This window comes from Marinimicrobium hydrolyticum, from assembly GCF_030848505.1.
In the GTDB taxonomy this organism is placed as follows: domain Bacteria; phylum Pseudomonadota; class Gammaproteobacteria; order Pseudomonadales; family Cellvibrionaceae; genus JAVDDU01.
The window spans coordinates 1-18,753 of sequence record NZ_JAVDDU010000016.1 but is presented as its reverse complement, the minus strand read 5'-3'; the positions used below and the strand labels follow the sequence as shown (position 1 = coordinate 18,753).

At 52.1% G+C, this 18,753-nt stretch carries 16 protein-coding genes; 12 read left to right on the top strand and 4 right to left on the bottom strand.

Annotated features, from left to right (window positions below):
• Window positions 1–12: 12 nt before the first annotated feature.
• Window positions 13–729, top strand: a complete 717-nt coding sequence (locus RBH33_RS17400) for a DUF3108 domain-containing protein (RefSeq protein ID WP_306733497.1) — start codon at window positions 13–15, stop codon at window positions 727–729.
• Window positions 730–775: 46 nt separating this feature from the next.
• Window positions 776–1,258 (top strand): FKBP-type peptidyl-prolyl cis-trans isomerase, encoded by a 483-nt coding sequence (locus RBH33_RS17395; RefSeq protein ID WP_306733496.1) that lies wholly within the window; start codon window positions 776–778, stop codon window positions 1,256–1,258.
• Between the two features lie 68 nt (window positions 1,259–1,326).
• Here the strand turns inward: RBH33_RS17395 and RBH33_RS17390 are convergent, their stop codons facing one another.
• Entirely contained in the window at window positions 1,327–2,394 is a 1,068-nt protein-coding gene (locus tag RBH33_RS17390; RefSeq protein WP_306733495.1) for a M15 family metallopeptidase, read from the bottom strand.
• Between the two features lie 801 nt (window positions 2,395–3,195).
• On the opposite strand from RBH33_RS17390, the gene RBH33_RS17385 reads away from it, so the two are divergent.
• From RBH33_RS17385 to RBH33_RS17340, 10 genes are all read left to right on the top strand, one after another.
• On the top strand, window positions 3,196–3,750 hold the full coding sequence (locus tag RBH33_RS17385; RefSeq protein WP_306733494.1) for an NAD/FAD-utilizing enzyme: 555 nt from the start codon (window positions 3,196–3,198) through the stop codon (window positions 3,748–3,750).
• Between the two features lie 124 nt (window positions 3,751–3,874).
• Window positions 3,875–5,224 carry a c-type cytochrome gene (locus RBH33_RS17380; RefSeq protein WP_306733493.1) on the top strand — a complete coding sequence of 450 codons (1,350 nt, stop codon included), beginning with the start codon at window positions 3,875–3,877 and terminating at the stop codon, window positions 5,222–5,224.
• 49 nt (window positions 5,225–5,273) lie between these two features.
• On the top strand, window positions 5,274–7,043 hold the full coding sequence (locus RBH33_RS17375; protein ID WP_306733492.1) for a cytochrome c oxidase subunit I: 1,770 nt from the start codon (window positions 5,274–5,276) through the stop codon (window positions 7,041–7,043).
• On the top strand, window positions 7,040–7,720 hold the full coding sequence (locus RBH33_RS17370; RefSeq protein ID WP_306733491.1) for a cytochrome c oxidase subunit 3: 681 nt from the start codon (window positions 7,040–7,042) through the stop codon (window positions 7,718–7,720). The genes RBH33_RS17375 and RBH33_RS17370 overlap by 4 nt, the downstream gene beginning before the upstream one ends.
• A 10-nt stretch (window positions 7,721–7,730) precedes the next feature.
• Window positions 7,731–8,402: a cytochrome c oxidase subunit 3 gene (locus RBH33_RS17365; protein WP_306733490.1), complete on the top strand. Its 672-nt coding sequence runs from the start codon at window positions 7,731–7,733 to the stop codon at window positions 8,400–8,402.
• A 9-nt stretch (window positions 8,403–8,411) separates the two neighbouring features.
• Entirely contained in the window at window positions 8,412–8,753 is a 342-nt protein-coding gene (locus tag RBH33_RS17360; RefSeq protein WP_306733489.1) for a cytochrome C oxidase subunit IV family protein, read from the top strand.
• Between the two features lie 6 nt (window positions 8,754–8,759).
• Window positions 8,760–9,440 (top strand): SCO family protein, encoded by a 681-nt coding sequence (locus tag RBH33_RS17355; protein ID WP_306733488.1) that lies wholly within the window; start codon window positions 8,760–8,762, stop codon window positions 9,438–9,440.
• A gap of 390 nt (window positions 9,441–9,830) precedes the next feature.
• Window positions 9,831–10,544: a nucleotidyl transferase AbiEii/AbiGii toxin family protein gene (locus RBH33_RS17350; protein ID WP_306733487.1), complete on the top strand. Its 714-nt coding sequence runs from the start codon at window positions 9,831–9,833 to the stop codon at window positions 10,542–10,544.
• Between the two features lie 424 nt (window positions 10,545–10,968).
• Window positions 10,969–14,256, top strand: a complete 3,288-nt coding sequence (locus tag RBH33_RS17345; RefSeq protein ID WP_306733486.1) for an InlB B-repeat-containing protein — start codon at window positions 10,969–10,971, stop codon at window positions 14,254–14,256.
• 1,124 nt (window positions 14,257–15,380) lie between these two features.
• Entirely contained in the window at window positions 15,381–15,887 is a 507-nt protein-coding gene (locus RBH33_RS17340) for a nucleotidyl transferase AbiEii/AbiGii toxin family protein (RefSeq protein ID WP_306733513.1), read from the top strand.
• Between the two features lie 249 nt (window positions 15,888–16,136).
• Here RBH33_RS17340 and RBH33_RS17335 read toward each other — a convergent pair whose 3' ends face one another.
• The 3 genes from RBH33_RS17335 to RBH33_RS17325 form a co-directional block, all read right to left on the bottom strand.
• Window positions 16,137–17,243 carry a serine hydrolase domain-containing protein gene (locus RBH33_RS17335; RefSeq protein WP_306733485.1) on the bottom strand — a complete coding sequence of 369 codons (1,107 nt, stop codon included), beginning with the start codon at window positions 17,241–17,243 and terminating at the stop codon, window positions 16,137–16,139.
• 129 nt (window positions 17,244–17,372) lie between these two features.
• Entirely contained in the window at window positions 17,373–18,173 is an 801-nt protein-coding gene (locus RBH33_RS17330; RefSeq protein WP_306733484.1) for a hypothetical protein, read from the bottom strand.
• Window positions 18,174–18,241: 68 nt separating this feature from the next.
• Window positions 18,242–18,430: a hypothetical protein gene (locus RBH33_RS17325; RefSeq protein ID WP_306733483.1), complete on the bottom strand. Its 189-nt coding sequence runs from the start codon at window positions 18,428–18,430 to the stop codon at window positions 18,242–18,244.
• Between the last annotated feature and the right edge of the window lie 323 nt (window positions 18,431–18,753).

Sequence of the window (18,753 nt, the reverse complement as noted above, 5' to 3'; positions counted from 1 at the left end):
AGGAGTCGGCTTATGCCTTTGAAGCGTGCTCTGGCGCTCTTCGTCATCATTCTCCCGCTTTGCGCAGGAGTCAGCCAAGCGGCTGAGATGCCCAAAACATTTAAAAATGAGTATTCAACTCGCGTGTACGGTTTCAATATCACTGTGCAGCACCAATTGAGCGACCTGGAAAATGGCGGCCAGCGTTTGCATTTTTTAGCCAAAACCTGGTTTGCCAGTATTGAAGAAATCACCGATTTTACGTGGAGCGAAGAGGGCAAAGTCGAACCTTTGCGTTATGTGTACAAAAGGCGCGGCCTGGGGCGAAACCGGGACAGTAAGTTGGTATTTGACTGGGAATCCGGCAAGGTGACCAACGCCTTGGACAGCGAAAGCTGGGACATGGACGTCAGCAAGAACATTCAAGACCGGTTAAGCTATCAGGTGCAGCTGCAGAGAGATCTTATCGATGGCAAAGAGAGCCTCAGCTATCAGATAGCCGATAATGGCGGCTTGCGAGATTACGCGTTCGAGGTGGTCGAAGAAGAAGTACTCGACACCCCATTGGGGAAAGTCGCTACGATTAAAGTCATGCGCAGTCGTGACGACGACGACCGGGTTACCTACGCTTGGCTCGCCAAAGATTATGATTACCTGTTGGTGCGTTTGCAGCAAAAAGAGGATGGCGATTCCCATACCATCTCCATCAACAAAGCCGAACTGAACGGCAAAAGGATTGAGCGGTTCTAACGGGCGCCGCTTTACTATTTCACTCACCCGAAAGAAAGGTTTCACTATGACTATTTCCGACAATTCCGTCGCCAGTTTTCACTACACGCTGACCGATAGCTCCGGTCAGGTGTTGGACAGCTCAGAGGGCAAGGAGCCCCTGTCGTATCTGCACGGCGCCGGCAACATTATTCCGGGCCTGGAAAAAGAGCTGGCCGGGAAAAACGTAGGCGACAAACTGACTGTGGCAGTGCCCGCTGCAGAAGCCTATGGTGAGCGTGATGAAAACATGATTCAGGAATTACCCGCCAGCATGTTTACCGGCGTGGAAAAGATCGAAGCGGGGATGGAATTTCATGCCCAAACCGAGCAAGGTCTGCAAGTGGTTAGAGTTCACTCTGTTGACGGCGATAAAGTCACCATTGATGGCAACCACCCTTTGGCAGGCGTCAACTTGAACTTTGATGTGGAAATCACAGAAGTACGAGACGCCACCGAAGAAGAAAAGGCTCACGGCCATGTGCACGGCCCCGGTGGTCACGAACACTGATCAGCGCGAACGTGGCGGGCGCTTTGTTAACAGCGTCCGCCACGCTGTAGGCGTTTTTCAGCGGCAGATTAAACGACCTTGATGTGCCACGGTTCAAACCGCACACCGAAGCGATTGTCTTGTGTGTAGCGAATACGGACGTAACCCAAATCCTGCATGCGCTTAAACTCATCTGTTTGAGCAAATTTATCGGTGAAGTTCGCATAACCCCAACCCACGCGACCGACATCGAAATCCCCGATACCATGATACGAATGCCCCGGCGGCGCCAGAGAGCGCGACGCCCTGGACAGGTTGTAGTTGGAACTCAGGCACTTGGCCACAAACAAATGCATTTGCTTAACATTACCCCGTATACCCGAGGTAAGAATGATGCTGTCACCAATATCCCGCTGTAATTTCTCGTACTGCGAGGTAGCGTCACCTTTTAACAAAAAATGGCCTGAGCGGGGAATTTTAACCGTGTCCTCAACGGGTATCCGGGCGGTTAATTCTGTTGTGACTCGTCGGCCAAAAAAACCGTAATTTTCTGCCTCAGTGAAAAACAGCTTGTCAATCAACGCGAATTCCGGCTTGGTAAAACGGCCAATCTGCGAGAAGTTTCGGCCGTACTGGAACAGCTTGTCAAAGCTGAGCAAATTGAAATTGCCGTGACCGATAACCTTTTCAGCGTTCTCAAAGCGCAGGAACAACGAGTGCAACGTTGGCCGTTCGGCTTCCGTCAGATAGACATCGTCCACAAAATCACCATCGAAATTGCGCACTTTATCCAGTAGGTCGGTGGATGTATCCACTACCGGAGGTTCGCCCTTATCCAGCTGCTCTGGCTTCAGGCCTCCCTCCAACTTCGCTGTTGACGGCTTTAATGCTTCCGGTTGGGCTGCCTTTACATAGGCCGAGTCAGGAAGATCTGTCGCTTCGCCCACCGTGGCCCGTATCACCGTCTCAGGCTCAATCTGTACAGGCTTCAGCCCCTCCTTCATAACGTTATAGGGGTCGTCATCCAGAACCACATGGCCTGAATCGGCGGAAGCCGCTGGCGTCGAATGCTTGTCAGCCAGATGCCACAGGCAAGCGTTTCCAGCCGTAAAGCCAACGCCCCCCAAGATCCCCGCTAGTACGTCTCTGCGCTTCACGTTTCCTCTCACCGCCGCCCTTGCGGTGCGGCTCTGCCCGTTTATCTTTTTCTTAAAAACCCAGCTCAAAGCAGGCACTTATCATGAATGACGCATAATTCAACGCAATCAGCGCCCAAAGTGCCTTTTTGGCGGCTTATTAGGAAATATAGTGGATTCCAGGGGGATTTCAATGTTTTGCTTATATCAATTCAGTGGGTTAGTACGGATTTCTATATCCAGCAATTGTCAACGTAGCAGGTCACAAATCTATTCAGAGTCGCTCAACCTGACCGTTGTCAGCCAAACAATCGAGCCCATTGTGCATCCGAAGCGGCTGGGAGGCTTCAGCTACTCCGCCCCACTCCGGCATAGAGTCCAGTGGTTCGCACCTTCCTCTGGCACTCTGGCCAACTCAAGCTATTCACTTATCGGTAGACATTACCCACCTCAACGGTGGTAGGTCATTAAACTGAATCCTCATATTAAGTTTGCTACAAATCAGGAATACTCATAACGGAGCCGAAAATGTTAATTCAGACGCTGTTTTCATAGCTTTTGCAAATAATAACCGCCTCTGATATTACAACTATCCCAGTCGTGCATTACCTCCTTGGGAAGTCCCGCCCCGAATCATTAACACCCTCTGCAGAATGCGGTACTCTGATACCAACATCCAATGGAGCGGGAATAAACAGGTAGTTTTTTAGCGTGTTTAAAACGAGCGCGCGACAAACTCGGTTCCGACCGGTCTTGCTGTTTTGGGCGGTTTCGCTGAGCCGTCAACACACAAAGCAAACTAGCAAAGAGTAGGTGGCAACTATGAAACGTCATTTCTACCTCAGCAACGACTTGGATGATTTGGAAGTATTGGAAAGGGATCTGGAAAGTCAAAACATCGACTGGCCCCAGATTCATATTCTCAGCAATAATGAAGCGGGAGTGGAAAACCACCATCTTCACGGCGTCGAATCTTTACTGCGACAGGATGTCGTGCACTCAACCAAAATCGGCTTCGTTGTGGGGGTCGTCGTCGCACTCATACCCTTGGCGGCAGCCTATATCATCGGACTTGAACAAGGGTATTTGTGGATACCCGTTATATTTCTATCCATCATCCTGCTCGGCTTTTGCACTTGGGAGGGGGGCTTTATAGGCATACAACGGCCCCACCACGATTACCGAAAATTTGAAAAAGCCCTGGCCTCGGGTAAACACGTCTTAATTATCGATGTGCACGCTAATCAAGAAGAGACATTAAAAAGCGTACTCGCAAAACATCCAAGAATACACGCCGCTGGCGACGGTGATGCGGCGCCCGGATGGCTCATAGGACTACAAAGACGCTGGTACCGATTCATCCGCTGGGCACCGTGACGCATTAAGCTCAACATTAAGGACATATTGTCAGGGCAGAGGCCGGTCCAGGCCCTGCCCTGATCTCCTTCGGGAGCTATACGAACAATACAAAACAGCATTTCTACCCGGAGCAAGGGCGCTTATGGTACTGGCAATTGTTATAGTTCTACTGGTGTTGGGCACTGTTTTACTGCACATCCTCAGCCCTTGGTGGCTTACTCCCATCGCTTCAAACTGGAGTGCAATCGATACCACCATCAACATTACCTTTTGGGTGACGGGCATCGTATTTGTTGCCGTGAACCTGTTCATGGCCTACGCGATTTACCAGTACCGATATAAGAAAGAACGTCGCTCCCATTACGATCCCGAAAACAAAAAACTCGAGCTGTGGCTCGGCGGTCTGACCACTTTAGGTATAGCCGCGATGCTGGCTCCCGGCTTAATTGTATGGGGCGATTTTGTTACGCCTCCGGAAGAGTCCGCCGAGGTGGAAGTCCTGGGGCAACAGTGGCACTGGATGTATCGCTTTCCCGGCGAAGACGGTCAGCTTGGGGAAACCCACCCGCGCTTTATGAGTGAAGACAACCCCTTCGGTATAGACCCCAGCGACCCCGCCGGGCAAGATGACATTCTGGTCTTCGGAAACATTTTACATTTACCCGTGGACCAGCCAGTGCGGCTGGTCATGCGCGCCAAGGATGTGATTCACAACTTTGCTGTGCCTCACTTTCGCGCCAAGATTGATATGGTGCCCGGCATGGTAACGTCCTTTTGGCTGGAGCCAACACGCATTGGCGAGTTCGATGTTGTGTGCATGGTGTTGTGTGGCATGGCCCATCACGCCATGCGCGGAAAAGTCGTGGTGGAATCACCGGAGGATCACGCTGCTTGGCTAGCGCAGCACCCCACATTCGCACAAACCCAGCAGCCTATTGGAGACGCTGCAACTGGCCAAAGTCTATACGCCTCTTGCGCCAGCTGTCATGGGCCTGAAGGCCAAGGCAACCGCGCGATGAACGCCCCGAAAATCAGCGGATTACCCACCTGGTACCTGCAACGCCAACTCAGGTTTTACAACGACCGAGTCCGAGGATTTCACCAGGACGATGTCTACGGCCAACAAATGGCGGCCATGATGGCGGTGCTGCCCACCGAAGAGGCTATCGATCATGTAGTGGCCTACATTGACACCCTTCCGGACGAACCTGCACCAACGACCATCGATCGCGACATTCGTCGCGGCGAATCCCTGTATCGCAATTGCGCCAGCTGCCATGGTGACGATGGTCGCGGCAACTACGCCACAAGCGCACCACCGTTGGCTGGCCAGCATGACTGGTACCTAAAACAGCAACTTGAAAATTATCAGCGCGGCATTCGCGGCAGCCACTCCCGCGATTACTACGGCAGTCAAATGATGATGATGGCGCGCACCATACACAACGACCAGGCCATGCTGGATCTAATTACTTACATCAATAGTCTCTAGCAGGCAGCACACCCAATTAAAGGCAAAAAAAGCTTCGAGGGCATAAGGGATGAGCTACACCGCAATTGCCGATCAACCCGTGCACATGCACGACCCGACCACGTTTGTCAGCAAATACATATGGAGCCAAGATCATAAGGTGATCGCCATTCAGTATGGTGTCACCGCTATTTTTGTGGGTGTAGTGGCGCTGGTTCTGTCCGCCTTGATGCGTCTCCAGTTAGGCTTCCCTGACACCTTTGAGTTTATTAACCCCAATACGTACCTGCAGTTTGCCACCATGCATGGGATGATCATGGTGGTTTATTTGCTTACAGCGCTGTTACTCGGGGGATTCGGTAATTATCTGATCCCGCTTATGATTGGCGCGCGGGACATGGCTTTCCCCTACCTCAACATGCTCAGTTTTTGGACGTATTTTTTGTCGGTGTTGGTGTTGCTCGCCAGCTTTTTTGTGCCCGGAGGTCCCACGGGGGCAGGCTGGACGCTTTATCCGCCGCAAGCCATTCTGCCCGGAACACCCGGCGTGGACTTAGGCATTGTGTTAATGATCGTCTCCCTGGCCATTTTTATCGTGGCGTTTACCATGGGCGGGCTGAACTACGTCACCACCATTTTGCAGGCGCGCACCGCTGGCATGACACTGATGCGCATGCCGTTGACCCTGTGGGGTATTTTCATCGCTACCGTGATGGGTTTGCTGGCATTCCCCGCTTTGCTAGTGAGCGCCATTATGATGGCCATGGACAAACTGGTGGGCACCAGTTTTTTTATGCCCGCGCTGATCTCTCTCGGCGAGGCGGTGGATCACTCCGGCGGCAGTCCCCTATTGTTTCAACACCTGTTTTGGTTCTTCGGTCATCCCGAAGTGTATATTGTGGCGCTACCGGCGTTTGGCATGGTGTCGGATGTACTAGCCACCCATGCGCGTAAAAATATCTTTGGCTACCGCATGATGGTATGGGCCATCGTGGTGATCGGGCTGCTCAGTTTCGTAGTCTGGGCGCACCATATGTACGTCAGCGGTATGAACCCCACCTTCGGCTTTTTCTTTGCCACTACCACGCTCATCATCGCCATTCCCACGGCGATTAAGGTGTACAACTGGGTACTGACCCTCTGGCAAGGCAATATCAAGCTGACTGTGCCAATGATTTTCGCCATCGGTTTTATTTTTACCTTTATCCACGGGGGACTTAGCGGGCTGTTTTTGGGCAACGTGATCGTGGACGTGCCTTTGTCTGACACCTACTTTGTGGTGGCGCACTTTCATATGGTCATGGGTGTCTCCCCAATCATGGTTTTGTTCGCCGCCATCTATCACTGGTATCCGTTAATGACCGGGCGCATGTTTCATGAGGGGCTGGGAAAATGGCATTTCTGGATTACCTTCCTGGGTGCTTATGCGGTCTTTCTACCCATTCACTATCTGGGCATTCTCGGTCTTCCACGGCGTTATTTTTCGTTTGCGGACACCGATTTTATTCCAGACACAGCGCACATGTTGAACGCCGGCGTCACCGTATCGGCAATCATAGTGGCACTGGCGCAGCTGCTCTTTATCATCAATATTGTGTGGAGCTTCAAGCACGGGAAAAAGGCCGATCCAAACCCTTGGGGCGCCGCCTCGCTTGAATGGCAAACCCCCGAGCAACCCCCAAGACACGGCAATTGGGGCGACTCTCTACCGGTGGTGTATCGCTGGGCTTATGCCTATGGGGTACCTGGCGTTAAGCAGGACTTTATTCCTCAAAACGTGCCCACAGAGCAAGTCATGATGCTCGATGAGAACGGCGCCTATCAGGAGCAGGAAGTATGAATCTTTGGGGAAGATTAACGGAAAAACCGTGGTTGGCCGCGCCCGGTGGCGTACCCGTTGCCGCTGAGCCCCCAGCCACAGACTTCGCGTCGAAACGAATCGCTCTGTATTTCTTTCTGGCGGTCGCGACGGTGTTCTTTTCTTTGTTGGTCATTACGTTTCTGACGCATTCGCAATTCCCAGGTTTCCAAGCTCTGGCAGGCGAGCCCTGGCAGCCATTTACAGACACCACACGCCTCTGGTTCAACACATCACTGTTGCTTTTAAGTAGCTTGGCTATGCAAATCGCTCTGATGGCATCTCGGGCGGCTCGACCCAAGTTGTGCTTGCTGGCCTTAGTGGGTGCTATTTTCTTTGCGCTTCAGTTTTTGCTGGCCCAGCTCTGGTTGTGGCAACAGCTTAGCGACATGGGATACGGAGTGCGAGCCAACCCGTCATCCAGTTACTTTTACTTGTTGACTGCTTTGCATGGTTTGCATTTGGTGGCGGGACTGGTGGTGCTGGTCAAGCCGCTTATGGGGTTTTGGAAGGGGAAGTCGCTCGATCTGATCGGCGGTAGCGTCAAGCTCTGTACCACCTACTGGCATTACTTGCTGGTGGTCTGGGTACTGATGTTCGGGCTATTGGCCAGCTCAGAAGAAACCTATCGCACCCTCGCCGCTTTGTGCGGCCTATAGGATGAAGGCTATGGAGACCACAACCAACAAAGAGGAATCCAGCTGGCAAACCGTCGTAACCGACTGGTCAGCAGACAAGCAGGCATTTGATATGCCCTGGGCCAAACTCATGATGTGGGTTTTCCTGGTGGGCGACACATTTATATTCAGCCTGTTTCTGGTGGGCTATATGGCGGTCCGCATGTCTGCCACCGATCCCTGGCCCAGTACCAGTGAAGTGTTTGCCATGGAAATTGCCGGCATTCACTTTCCGCTGCTGCTGATCGCCATCATGACGTTCATTCTGATTACCAGTAGCGGCACCATGGCCATGGCGGTGAATTACGGCTACCAAAAGAAGCGTATCCTGACGTTCCGCTTTATGCTCGCCACGGCTATCCTTGGCTTAGTGTTTTTAGGCTTTCAAGTTTTCGAGTGGGCCGACCTTATCTTTAACCAGGGCGTGCGTCCTTGGGGCAATCCCATGGGTGCCTCTCAGTTCGGTGCCAGCTTTTTTATGATCACCGGCTTCCATGGCTTACACGTTACCGGCGGCGTGATTTATCTACTGGTGATCGCGTTTCGGGTTAAGCGTGGTTACTACGAACAGCGTGGCTATGAGTCGGTAGAAATCGCCGGCCTCTACTGGCACTTTGTGGATTTGGTCTGGGTATTTATTTTTGCCTTTTTCTATTTGTGGTGAGGTTGAGTGATGAGTGACGCAACCAGTGATGAACAAACCGGTGACCAGCAGCACTCGATAGGCATTTATTTAAAGGCCTGGCTGCTGCTTTTTGTATTCAGCGTTTTCTCTTATATGGTGGACTACTACGACCTGCAGGGTTACCTGCGGTGGTCACTGATTTTGTTCTTTATGGTCCTAAAGGCTGGTTTTATCATTTACATTTTTATGCACTTCGCCTGGGAGCGGATGGCATTGAAGCTTTTGATTACCGTGCCCACAGTAGTGATTTTTATCTTCATCGCCCTGATGGCGATTGAGGCGGATTACATCTATTTAAACCGCTTGGCGTTTTTCAGCTTCGGGGATTAAACGGGAATGAAGGCGGCCAGCTCCAAATCTCCCGCAAGGTCGTTGTTGGTGGTGGCCACTTTGGTGGCCATTCTGACAACGGGGCTCATTGCGGTACTGGTGTTCAACAATCATTCACCCGCACCGGACATCAGTGGTAACGTCGTTCAACCTCCTAGGCCTCTAGGGACCTTTTCTCTTCTCGACCACCATGGCAATACGTTTACTCAGGACGAGCTTTTGGGCCGTTGGCACTTTGTGTCCTACGGCTTCACCTACTGCCCGGATATTTGCCCCATGACGTTGGTGACACTGTCCCAGCTTATGGATCGACTGCAAGCTGAAGGTGATACGGATGATCTGGGAGCCTTGTTTTATACCGTGGACAGTGAGCGCGATACCGTGGAACAGCTGGCGGCTTATGTGCCGCACTTTCACGATGATTTTGTGGGGCTGACCACAAACCAACCTGAGAATGCCAAAGGGTTCGAGCAAGGTTTGGGGATAGTGGCGTTCATTGATGAAGATGAGCGCCGAGAAAATCCGGAGCGCTATAACGTCAGCCACGGCATGACGCTCTACCTGCTCAATCCGCGTGGTCAATTGCAAGCGGTGTTCACTCCCGACATCAACCGCCACGGCATTCGCCAGTTTTCCGTTGACCAGCTCTACGAGGATTACCGGGCGCTACGCGCCTATGCTCGGTGAGTGGCCACACTAGATTTCACCCGTTACTGGAAGTCCAACTGGGGAAATAGGTAAAATTAGCAGAGGATTGATATTGACATTTAGGCCTTTCTGACGCTACGCTTTTTGCAAGCATAAACGCAGAGTCATACAAGCAGAAAGAGTCTTTTTAAATCAATAGGTTAGCCGTGAAGACACGAGCCATAGACACTCTTCAGAGACCGGAAAGACTACCTTTCTTAGAGGCAGTGTGCTGGGATCTGCGCAATGTAAACTTATTGAGCGACGATGAAATTCTTGACCGATATGAGCGCGGCTGGGACTACAAGGGAGTTCTAGCAGATATTGCGCCTCAGGAAAGACAATATATCGCTGCTTTGGCTAAATCTAAAGGATCTTGGCTGCAAACTAGTGTTTGACCACACCCACCATCAAAAAATACACCTAATCCTAAATTCTTTAAATGTTGGCATAATTGAAGAAGTGGGGGCATGCTTTGGCGGCGGAACTCTTATAACTCTCTTAAATAATGAGTACCGCTGGAGTAGAGATGTAGACTTTATATGCCCTGTGGGTCCCGGCTATCGGCGTCTACGAGAAATCGTAGCCGACGCGAATTTTCAACCAAGTATTTTTTTCTCCGACTCTACTCACTTAGAGTTCCCTCGTGCCCTAAAAGCTGATCAATACGGTATACGATTTCTAGTTGTTGCCGACCAAACACCGATCAAATTTGAAATTGTGGCTGAAGCACGTATAAGCCTTAACCCTCCTAAATACTACGTTTGGCCTTCGATTCCCTGCCTTGATCATGAGGATCAATGTACCGAAAAACTTTTGGCCAATGCTGATCGTTGGGCAGATACAAGCATAGAATCCAGAGATTTAATTGATTTAGCCGTACTCCGACATCATGGCCCTCTTCCCAAAAAAGCGATACTGAAAGCAGAAAGCGCCTATCCTGTAATCCCTGAGCTGAAAAAAGCCTTGCGAAAATTTTTAGACAATCGCCAATATAGGGACAAGTGTTTCAATGCTCTAGAGATAGAAAATCGAAGCCATATTTTAAGTGGGGTGCACCTTTTAGCTAACGATTTTGACCTGAAAATCGAGGATTCTGAGTAATCACGTTTAGCGGCCAGTTCTCCGTGGGTAAGCTGTATGAGGATTAGCAGGCGCTAGGTGACTATGTTCGGTGAGTAGCCATTTCCCGGACCCTAGGTTTGCTAGGCCACCTGGTACACTGATATCGATGAGCTTTCTTGGGCTGATAGAGTGGGATTACCAACCGGGATTGCGATCTTCCTCGCTGTGATAGCTCTTCGCACGGTGGTGACCGGATAGCGCATGGCGGATCAGCGTGGCGTGGGATCCACGCATCCCTTTTAGGGGCCGAGTTCACATCGGGGCGGCGACCGGTGTGGAAACAACAGCCACTGAGCGGTTAAACTGGGCGGAACCCGAATGACGCGCCCCCTCTTAGGCGTTAGAGGGAGCACGGCTCGCCCCGCGTCACACAAACCACTTTCTCAAAGGTGTATACCCGCTGATGCCCCTCTCTCGCTTGACCTATTGGCTGTTTCTTTTCACGTTCTTTGGTTTTCTCAGTGCTTGTGGCGGTGGCGGTAGCGGCGGCGCTCCCAACTTCTCCGACCCCGACCCCGCCCCTAACCCGCCCGGGTCGAACACCTACGAGGTGACCTACAGCGCCGATGACGGTGGTAGCATCGAGGGCGCTGCGCAGCAAAGCGTGGATGAGGGCGCCGATGCCAGTACTGTCACCGCCGTAGCGGATGAGGGCTACCACTTCGTCAGCTGGAGTGACGGCAGTACCGCCAGTTCGCGTACCGATACCGGCATTACGACCGACCTGAGCGTCGGCGCCAGCTTTGCGATCAATACCTACACGCTCAGCTACAGCGCTGGTGACGGTGGCAGCCTGGAAGGCGACAGCGCTCAGCAGATCCCCCACGGCGCGAACGGCTCCGTCATCGAAGCCGTGCCGGCCGAGGGCCATCACTTCGTCAGTTGGAGTGACGGCAGCACCACGAACCCGCGTACCGATACCGGCATTACGACCGACCTGAGCGTCGGCGCCAGCTTTGCGATCAATACCTACACGCTTAACTACAGCGCTGGTGAAGGGGGCAGCCTGGAAGGCGACAGCGCTCAGCAGATCCCCCACGGCGCGAACGGCTCCGTCATCGAAGCCGTGCCCGCCGAGGGCCATCACTTCGTCAGTTGGAGTGACGGCAGCACCACGAACCCGCGTACCGATACCGGCATTACGACCGACTTGAGCGTCGGCGCCAGCTTTGCGATCAATACCTACACGCTCAGCTACAGCGCTGGTGACGGTGGCAGTCTCAACGGCAAAGGCAGCCAAGAGGTCACTCACGGCGCGGACGGCAGTGAAGTGATGGCGGTACCCGGCCCAGAGGTTGAGTTTGTCGGATGGAGCGACGGGGTCAGCAGTGCCAGCCGTACTGATACCCAGGTCACCGGGAGTTTGAGCGTGACCGCCCAATTTCGACCAACACGGCCCTGGTTAACTCAGGGCCATCGGGGTGACCTGCAGGTGCACTCAATAGATCGGGAAAGCGCCACACTCAACTGGGCCACCGAAAGCGGCAGCAGCTACAATTTGATAATCGCTCACGACCCGGAAACGGAGATTGACAACTACGCCGCTTATGGCGCCACCTTGAAGCTGGACGTCACCCCGCCTCTTGAGCTGAGCGGGCTTACCAAGGGTGAACCCGTATATGTCGCTTTGGAAACCAATGACGCCGTTACCAGTTGGACGAGCTTTAGGCCCAACGTCCCCGGTCTGAGTGGGATAGTGACCGCGTCCGTGGTAGACGCCGATGGTCGCCTCTATGTCGGTGGCTTATTTACGCACTTCGCCCCCCGAACCGGCAGGGGCATTGCTCTGCCGGCCGCGGGCGATGATGTAGATCATCCGCTGGCTTGGCCGATGGTTGAAGGTACAGTTTATACGGCGATATCCGATGGCAACGGCGGTTGGTACATTGGCGGCAGTTTCACAACTGTCGATGGTGAGCCGCGCAGTCGTCTGGCGCACGTAAGTGCCGCCGGCCAATTGACAGCTTGGAATCCGGGGGCCAACAGCACGGTAAGAACCTTAGCCATTGACAATAAGGTTATCTACGCGGGGGGCGACTTTAGCACGGCCGGCGGTGAATCCCGAATGGGTCTGGCGGCGTTTGACACGGATGGCGACTTGGTGGACTGGAATCCGGGTACCAGCCTCGGGAGCTTTGAGGTGGTACGCACGTTGGCCATTGACAATGGGGTGATCTACGCGGGGGGCGGCTTTAGCACGGCCGGCGGTCAATCCCGAATGGGTCTGGCGGCGTTTGACACGAATGGCACCTTGCTGGATTGGAATCCGGGAGCCAACGACGATGTGTTCACACTCGCCATTGACAATGGGGTGATCTACGCAGGGGGCTGGTTTACCTCGGCCGGCGGTGAATCCCGCGACCGTTTGGCGGCGTTTGACACGAATGGCGCGTTGTTGGATTGGAATCCGGGTGCAAACAGCTGGGTAAACACACTCGCCATTAACAATGGGGTGATCTACGCGGGCGGTGAATTTTTCTCGGCCGGCGGTAAATTCCGCGACCGTTTGGCGGCGTTTGACACGGATGGCACTTTGCTGGATTGGAGTCCGGGTGCCAAGGGCAGGGTAAACACACTCGCCATTGACAATGGGGTGATTTACGCGGGCGGTAACTTTGCCTCGGCCGGCGGTCAATCCCGCGACAATTTAGCGGCGTTTGACACGGATGGCACCTTGCTGGATTGGAGTCCGGGTGCCAGCGACAGTGTGGTCACACTCGCCATTGACAATGGGGTGATCTACGCGGGGGGCGTGTTTACCACGGTCGGCGGTGAATCCCGCGACCGTTTGGCGGCGTTTGACACGAATGGCGCGTTGTTAGATTGGAATCCGGGTGCAAACAGCTGGGTAAACACACTCGCCATTGACAATGGGGTGATCTACGCGGGGGGCATGTTTACCACGGTCGGCGGTGAATCCCGCGACCATTTGGCGGCGTTTGACACGGATGGCACATTGCTGGAGTGGAATCCGGGTGCCGATAGGAGGGTAAACACACTCGCCATTGACAATGGGGTGATCTACGCGGGGGGCAACTTTGGCACGGCCGGCGGTCAATCCCGCGACCATTTGGCGGCGTTTGACACAAATGGCACTTTGCTGGATTGGAATCCGGGTGCCAATGGCACGGTAGAAACACTCGCCATAGACCATGGGGTGATCTACGCAGGGGGGTGGTTTACCTCGGCCGGTGGTGAATCCCGCGACCGTTTGGTGGCGTTTGACACGAATGGCGCGCTGCTGGAGTGGAATCCGGGTGCCGATAGTACGGTAGACACACTCGCCATTGACAATGGGGTGATCTACGCGGGGGGCTGGTTTACCTCGGCCGGCGGTGAATCCCGCGACCATTTGGCGGCGTTTGACACAAATGGCACCTTGCTGGATTGGAGTCCGGGTGCCAGCGCTAGGGTATTAACACTCGCCATTGACAATGGGGTGATCTACGCGGGGGGCTTTTTTGGCACGGCCGGGGGTGAATCCCGCGACCGTTTGGCGGCGTTTGACATGAATAGCGCGCTGTTGGATTGGAATCCGGGTGCCGGCGGCTCTGTATCCACACTCGCCATTGACAATTGGGTGATCTACGCGGGGGGCAGCTTTAGCACGGCCGGCGGTCAATCCCGCGACAATTTAGCGGCGTTTGACACGGATGGCGCCTTGTTGGATTGGAATCCGTATATCCCTTGATCAGGCGGCCGAAATACCGCCAGAGGGTTCGGGTGTTGTTGACGGGGTGGGTCTTAATGGGTTGGCTGGAAAACTGGAGCAGTAAAAATACAGAAGGATCCGCCGGAGTATAGGAAGTATAAAGACTCATCAAGCGTGGGCGGTAGTCATCAACGGTTTTGCCATCAATGCCCGGTGCCGATTGCTTGTTGAGCTGACCCCAGCTTTGTACCAGTAATTCAGAGTCCAGCAGTCCATACAGATTCTGAAACCGATGCGTGGGGTGGGTTTGTGCCTTAAATACTATGGCGTGCAATGCGGTTGTCATAGTGAGTCCAGCCCTACTTTGTCCGGGCTATGTGTCTGTTGCACACCGTGATATAACTGCCAGTCCCTTCGCCATGTACAAGGCTTTCCCCTGCTCAAACTACTATGGACTGGTCCGACTTCCAAAGTGCCATCGTTGGCCTCGTGGTTTACTCGGCTTCTATACCTGCCTCCTGCAGGAGCAACTTTGGATCTGCAGCTTTGGCTCCTGCGTCGCTCTACCCCCTACCCCATGTAGGGGTCACAAGTTCCTGGAGCCTCTCTTGACACATGCCACGGTTTGATAACTCCGCTGACTTGCCACAACCTTGCCAAACCGGTTGCTTTGCATGGACTTCGACGGCGTTACAAGCCTCGTCAGTCAGGACAAGCATATTGTCGGAGCGATACCAACACTTCAGGATCACGCAATCCCTATGGCCTATGTCATTCTCTCTCTACGCTTCACGCTGGTTGTTCGGCTGCTTGTGGAAGGGTTGCCCCTCGCACCGGAAAGTATTAGCGATCCACAGACTCCGCGCAGCGCGCAAGACTCGATACGGGTGGCTGGCTAGGCCTTACCCGATAGGGACTTTCACCCTGCAAGAATGCCCCAAGCTTTGCTTGTCGCACTAACGCCCGGCTTTGGGGCGGACTTAGCCAAGCAGCGGCGAAAAGGCCGTCCCAGTCCTGAAGGGGCGATAACAGTCGCTTGTTAGCACTTTTTCAGACTCTTTGGCAAAAATGCGTCAATTTCCTCATCGGAAAAAGTCATATCTTCAAGGTTCTTAAAGTAAAACGGGACAGATTTATTTCTCGTCCAACACCCGAAAAAATAAATCTGTCCCCTTTACGCGTCTGTCCCCTTTACGCGTCTAGAGTTTCCTCGTGAGTTAAAAGCTGATCAATACGGTATACGATTTCTCGTTGTTGCCGACCAAACACCGATCAAATTTGAAATTGTGGCTGAAGCACGCATAAGCCTTAATCCACCTAAATACTACGCTTGGCCTTCAATTCCCAGCCTTGATCATGAGGATCAATGCACAGAAAAACTTTTGGCCAACGCTGATCGTTGGGCAGATGCAAGTATAGAATCTAGAGATTCAATTGATTTAGCTGTACTTCGACATCATGGCCCTCTCCCCCAAGAAGCTATATTGAAAGCAGAAAGCGCCTATCCTGTAACCCCTGAGCTGAAAAAAGCATTGCGAAAATTTTTAGAAAATAGGCAATATAGGGACAAGTGTTTCAATGCCCTAGAGATAGAAAATCGAAACCATGTTTTAAGTGGGGTACACCTTTTAGCTAACGATTTTGATTTGAAAATCGAGGATTCTGAGTAGCCACGTTTAGCGGCCCCCATTTATCCCGAGAATCAGTTGGCTTAGCTACTACCGACACCCAACATTTATCTTAGAAGGGCCATTTTGTCCTCAAAAGGGTGTCGCTAAACGTCGTTAATAATCAGTTTGGGGAGTTTGCTTTTTTGGATTCAGTTGACTTGCAGAGGTCCGACCCCGCCACTCCACCCAAACCTTTCCAGCAAAGGCTGGGGTTAGTGGCCATCGCTACTGAGCTCTTACCCGCATTCTTTATAACCAGAATTTCCACCACCATTTGAAGTGCTTTTTTGCAATCCACATGGTCAACCAGTCGACAGCTTTCACTGCGCCAGAAGCAGTGCCTTCATTCGTCATAATGGTAAAAGCAAAATTTGACTCCGGGACAATGATGAACCGGCAGAAAAATGTCCCAGCAGAACCATCAAACCCGGAGAATCGTTTACCTCCCAAGACACCATTAGCCATACCGAGAGAAAACCCATCGTGGCCGAAATGAATATTCTGATACGCCCCGCTGCTTATGTAGTTGTCGTTTCCCCTTAAACCCCGCAAGTGCAACTGCATATAATTTGCGAAACCTCTGGGCGTCATGCTCAAGTCACCCGCCGGGGCAATCAAGTTTGGCAGTTTGTAGCCATGATCAGGCGGATATGTTTCGACTTCGCCTTTCACAATCGCGTGACCCCATGGCTGGTCCGCGGCAACGCTGTTGGGCCAGCCAATATGGACTGCCATACCCAGGTCTTCAGTCAATGTCCTGCTAGCGAGATCCTCATATTTGAGGCCAGAAGCTCTTTCAAGCATTGCGGAGGCCATCGTGTAGCTCGCATTGGAGTACAAGTGCTGAAACTTGCTATCCTTTTTTTCGGACGAGGGTGCCTGCATGATCAGATACTTAATAAACTCAAGTCTTTCATCGCTGACTGACGGCCCATAGTCTGGAAAAGGCTCTACATCTGCGTTCGTATAGGCCTTAATCCCCGCCTTGCAAAGAAACAGATCCTCTAATGTAACATTGCTATAGTCACCATTTGCGTTCGCTCTTAGCTCCGGGAAGACATCGAAGAATTTCGTTCGCCAGGTGATCTTATTTTGCTCGATGAGTTTCGCCGCCATCACAGCGAGCACAGATTTCGAACAAGAACCAATGTGGAAATAGTCGTCGAGTGTGGCTTGAGCCGGTTTTCCATCTACTCGCGCCCCTTGAACTTCCTGGAGGTAAATCATTTCCGCATTCATTACCGTTACAGCAATCGCAGGAACTTTGTATTTCGCTCTTGCTTTGCTCACGATTTCGGCCAGGTACGATTTCGACAAGCGAGCATCCTGTGAGTGTGCGTTTTGTAGTTGGTTCATTAGAACCCCTGACTTTCCATTGTAAGCTTCACAGCTTCTTCTTTTTTCATAACGTTGGTGTTCACAAGCCTTTTCTATGCATGAGGGGCCAATTCTAGATCACTTCGAACGATTTCCCGGCCGCGCCAGTTATAGTTGCTTAATTTGTCCAGAACTAACCATCCATAAACCTCTTTTGGTGGAGACAGCCAGATCAATATCATGGAGCAGGTTAATGTAAGGGTGAATAGCTATTGGCATCTCTGTAACTATATGACTTACAGTTAATGCGGCCAAAGTTGCACCCTCTGGCATTCCTTCTGTTATATCTATAGCCAAGCACGATTTAGATAACGGCATGACATCTATGACTTTTGCATCAGATCTAACCACGGTAACCTTAACATGTCCCCCAACCTGAACCAGCGTTGGATCAGTTGTCGCTGCTAATACATAAACATCCCAATATTCATCACTTTGAGATGGAAGGACTACCGTGTTGTGACGTTCAGTACATGGGCTAGCTCCGCGTTGAAGTGCGGCAATTCTAGCTTTTACCATTGAAACCTCTAGTTCCGTTGGTTTCCTGCTTGGAGCAATATCTACAACTGGCGGTTCTGATGCTGAATAGATAACATCTGCAATTATTTCAAATTCTTCCCCAGCTCTTTGATAAAAGGACACCGTAAAATCATCGGAATTAGGATATGTAACCCAGCCTACAAGGTTAGGGTAGTCTCCTGGGTTTATCTTAGCTAATAGCAGGCCTGTTGCGTTGGCAGCCCTAATGTCCTTTTCGTACATTAGTCGCCCATCATATTCTGCTTGCGAGAGATATGACTTTTCTTGCTCACTTAAAGTCGCACTTGAATCACGCCCTGCATCTATCGACGTAGCTGTCTCACATGCATTGATAAAAATGCAGGCTACAAGTATTGTAATTATTCTCACGCTATTCTCGAAATAGTTGAAGTGAAAGGAGATCCAGCCAACGAAATGGGCTATGCTGGCCGGCCTTGTTACACATTGCGGTTATTGCCTTTGCTTTTTCGGATGGAATGCACCCAAGCCATTAGAAGGCCTGCCGCTAGGGCGGCGCCCATGGCTGCTACGGCACCAAAGACTGTCTGGTTACCAAAGATATACTGGGCACCGATTACGCCAGTGGCGGCTGCCAAAGCGATGATTAATGCTGAGTTCCAGTTCATACGTTCCTTCCGTTTACCTATTACCTGTAATGCTATGCACACGGGCTCAAGCTTGCGAGCGATCCATAGCCGCCTGCGCCGGTTTGTTGCCATGCTTGTTCAGCATTTACCCAATGTGAATTTTCCCACTGCACCGGGGGTATAGGACGCACCCCCAAAATCTTTGGCCTGAGTATTTTCCGCGCTTAGCTAAGCGTTTGACCATAGGGTAACTACATGTAGGGCAGGAAGGATTAGTCCCCTTTTTCCAATTTCCAATGAGTGTCAGGTTAGACACCAACATGAAAAGCGGCTTCGCAACTAACGCTAGAACAACCATAATC

Coding starts and splice junctions, on each gene's coding strand:
- RBH33_RS17375 (WP_306733492.1), top strand. CDS start 5,274: ATGAGCTACACCGCAATTGCCGATCAACCCGTGCACATGCACGACCCG.
- RBH33_RS17325 (WP_306733483.1), bottom strand. CDS start 18,430: ATGAACTGGAACTCAGCATTAATCATCGCTTTGGCAGCCGCCACTGGC.
- RBH33_RS17385 (WP_306733494.1), top strand. CDS start 3,196: ATGAAACGTCATTTCTACCTCAGCAACGACTTGGATGATTTGGAAGTA.
- RBH33_RS17365 (WP_306733490.1), top strand. CDS start 7,731: ATGGAGACCACAACCAACAAAGAGGAATCCAGCTGGCAAACCGTCGTA.
- RBH33_RS17335 (WP_306733485.1), bottom strand. CDS start 17,243: ATGAACCAACTACAAAACGCACACTCACAGGATGCTCGCTTGTCGAAA.
- RBH33_RS17355 (WP_306733488.1), top strand. CDS start 8,760: ATGAAGGCGGCCAGCTCCAAATCTCCCGCAAGGTCGTTGTTGGTGGTG.
- RBH33_RS17370 (WP_306733491.1), top strand. CDS start 7,040: ATGAATCTTTGGGGAAGATTAACGGAAAAACCGTGGTTGGCCGCGCCC.
- RBH33_RS17380 (WP_306733493.1), top strand. CDS start 3,875: ATGGTACTGGCAATTGTTATAGTTCTACTGGTGTTGGGCACTGTTTTA.
- RBH33_RS17400 (WP_306733497.1), top strand. CDS start 13: ATGCCTTTGAAGCGTGCTCTGGCGCTCTTCGTCATCATTCTCCCGCTT.
- RBH33_RS17395 (WP_306733496.1), top strand. CDS start 776: ATGACTATTTCCGACAATTCCGTCGCCAGTTTTCACTACACGCTGACC.
- RBH33_RS17360 (WP_306733489.1), top strand. CDS start 8,412: ATGAGTGACGCAACCAGTGATGAACAAACCGGTGACCAGCAGCACTCG.
- RBH33_RS17345 (WP_306733486.1), top strand. CDS start 10,969: ATGCCCCTCTCTCGCTTGACCTATTGGCTGTTTCTTTTCACGTTCTTT.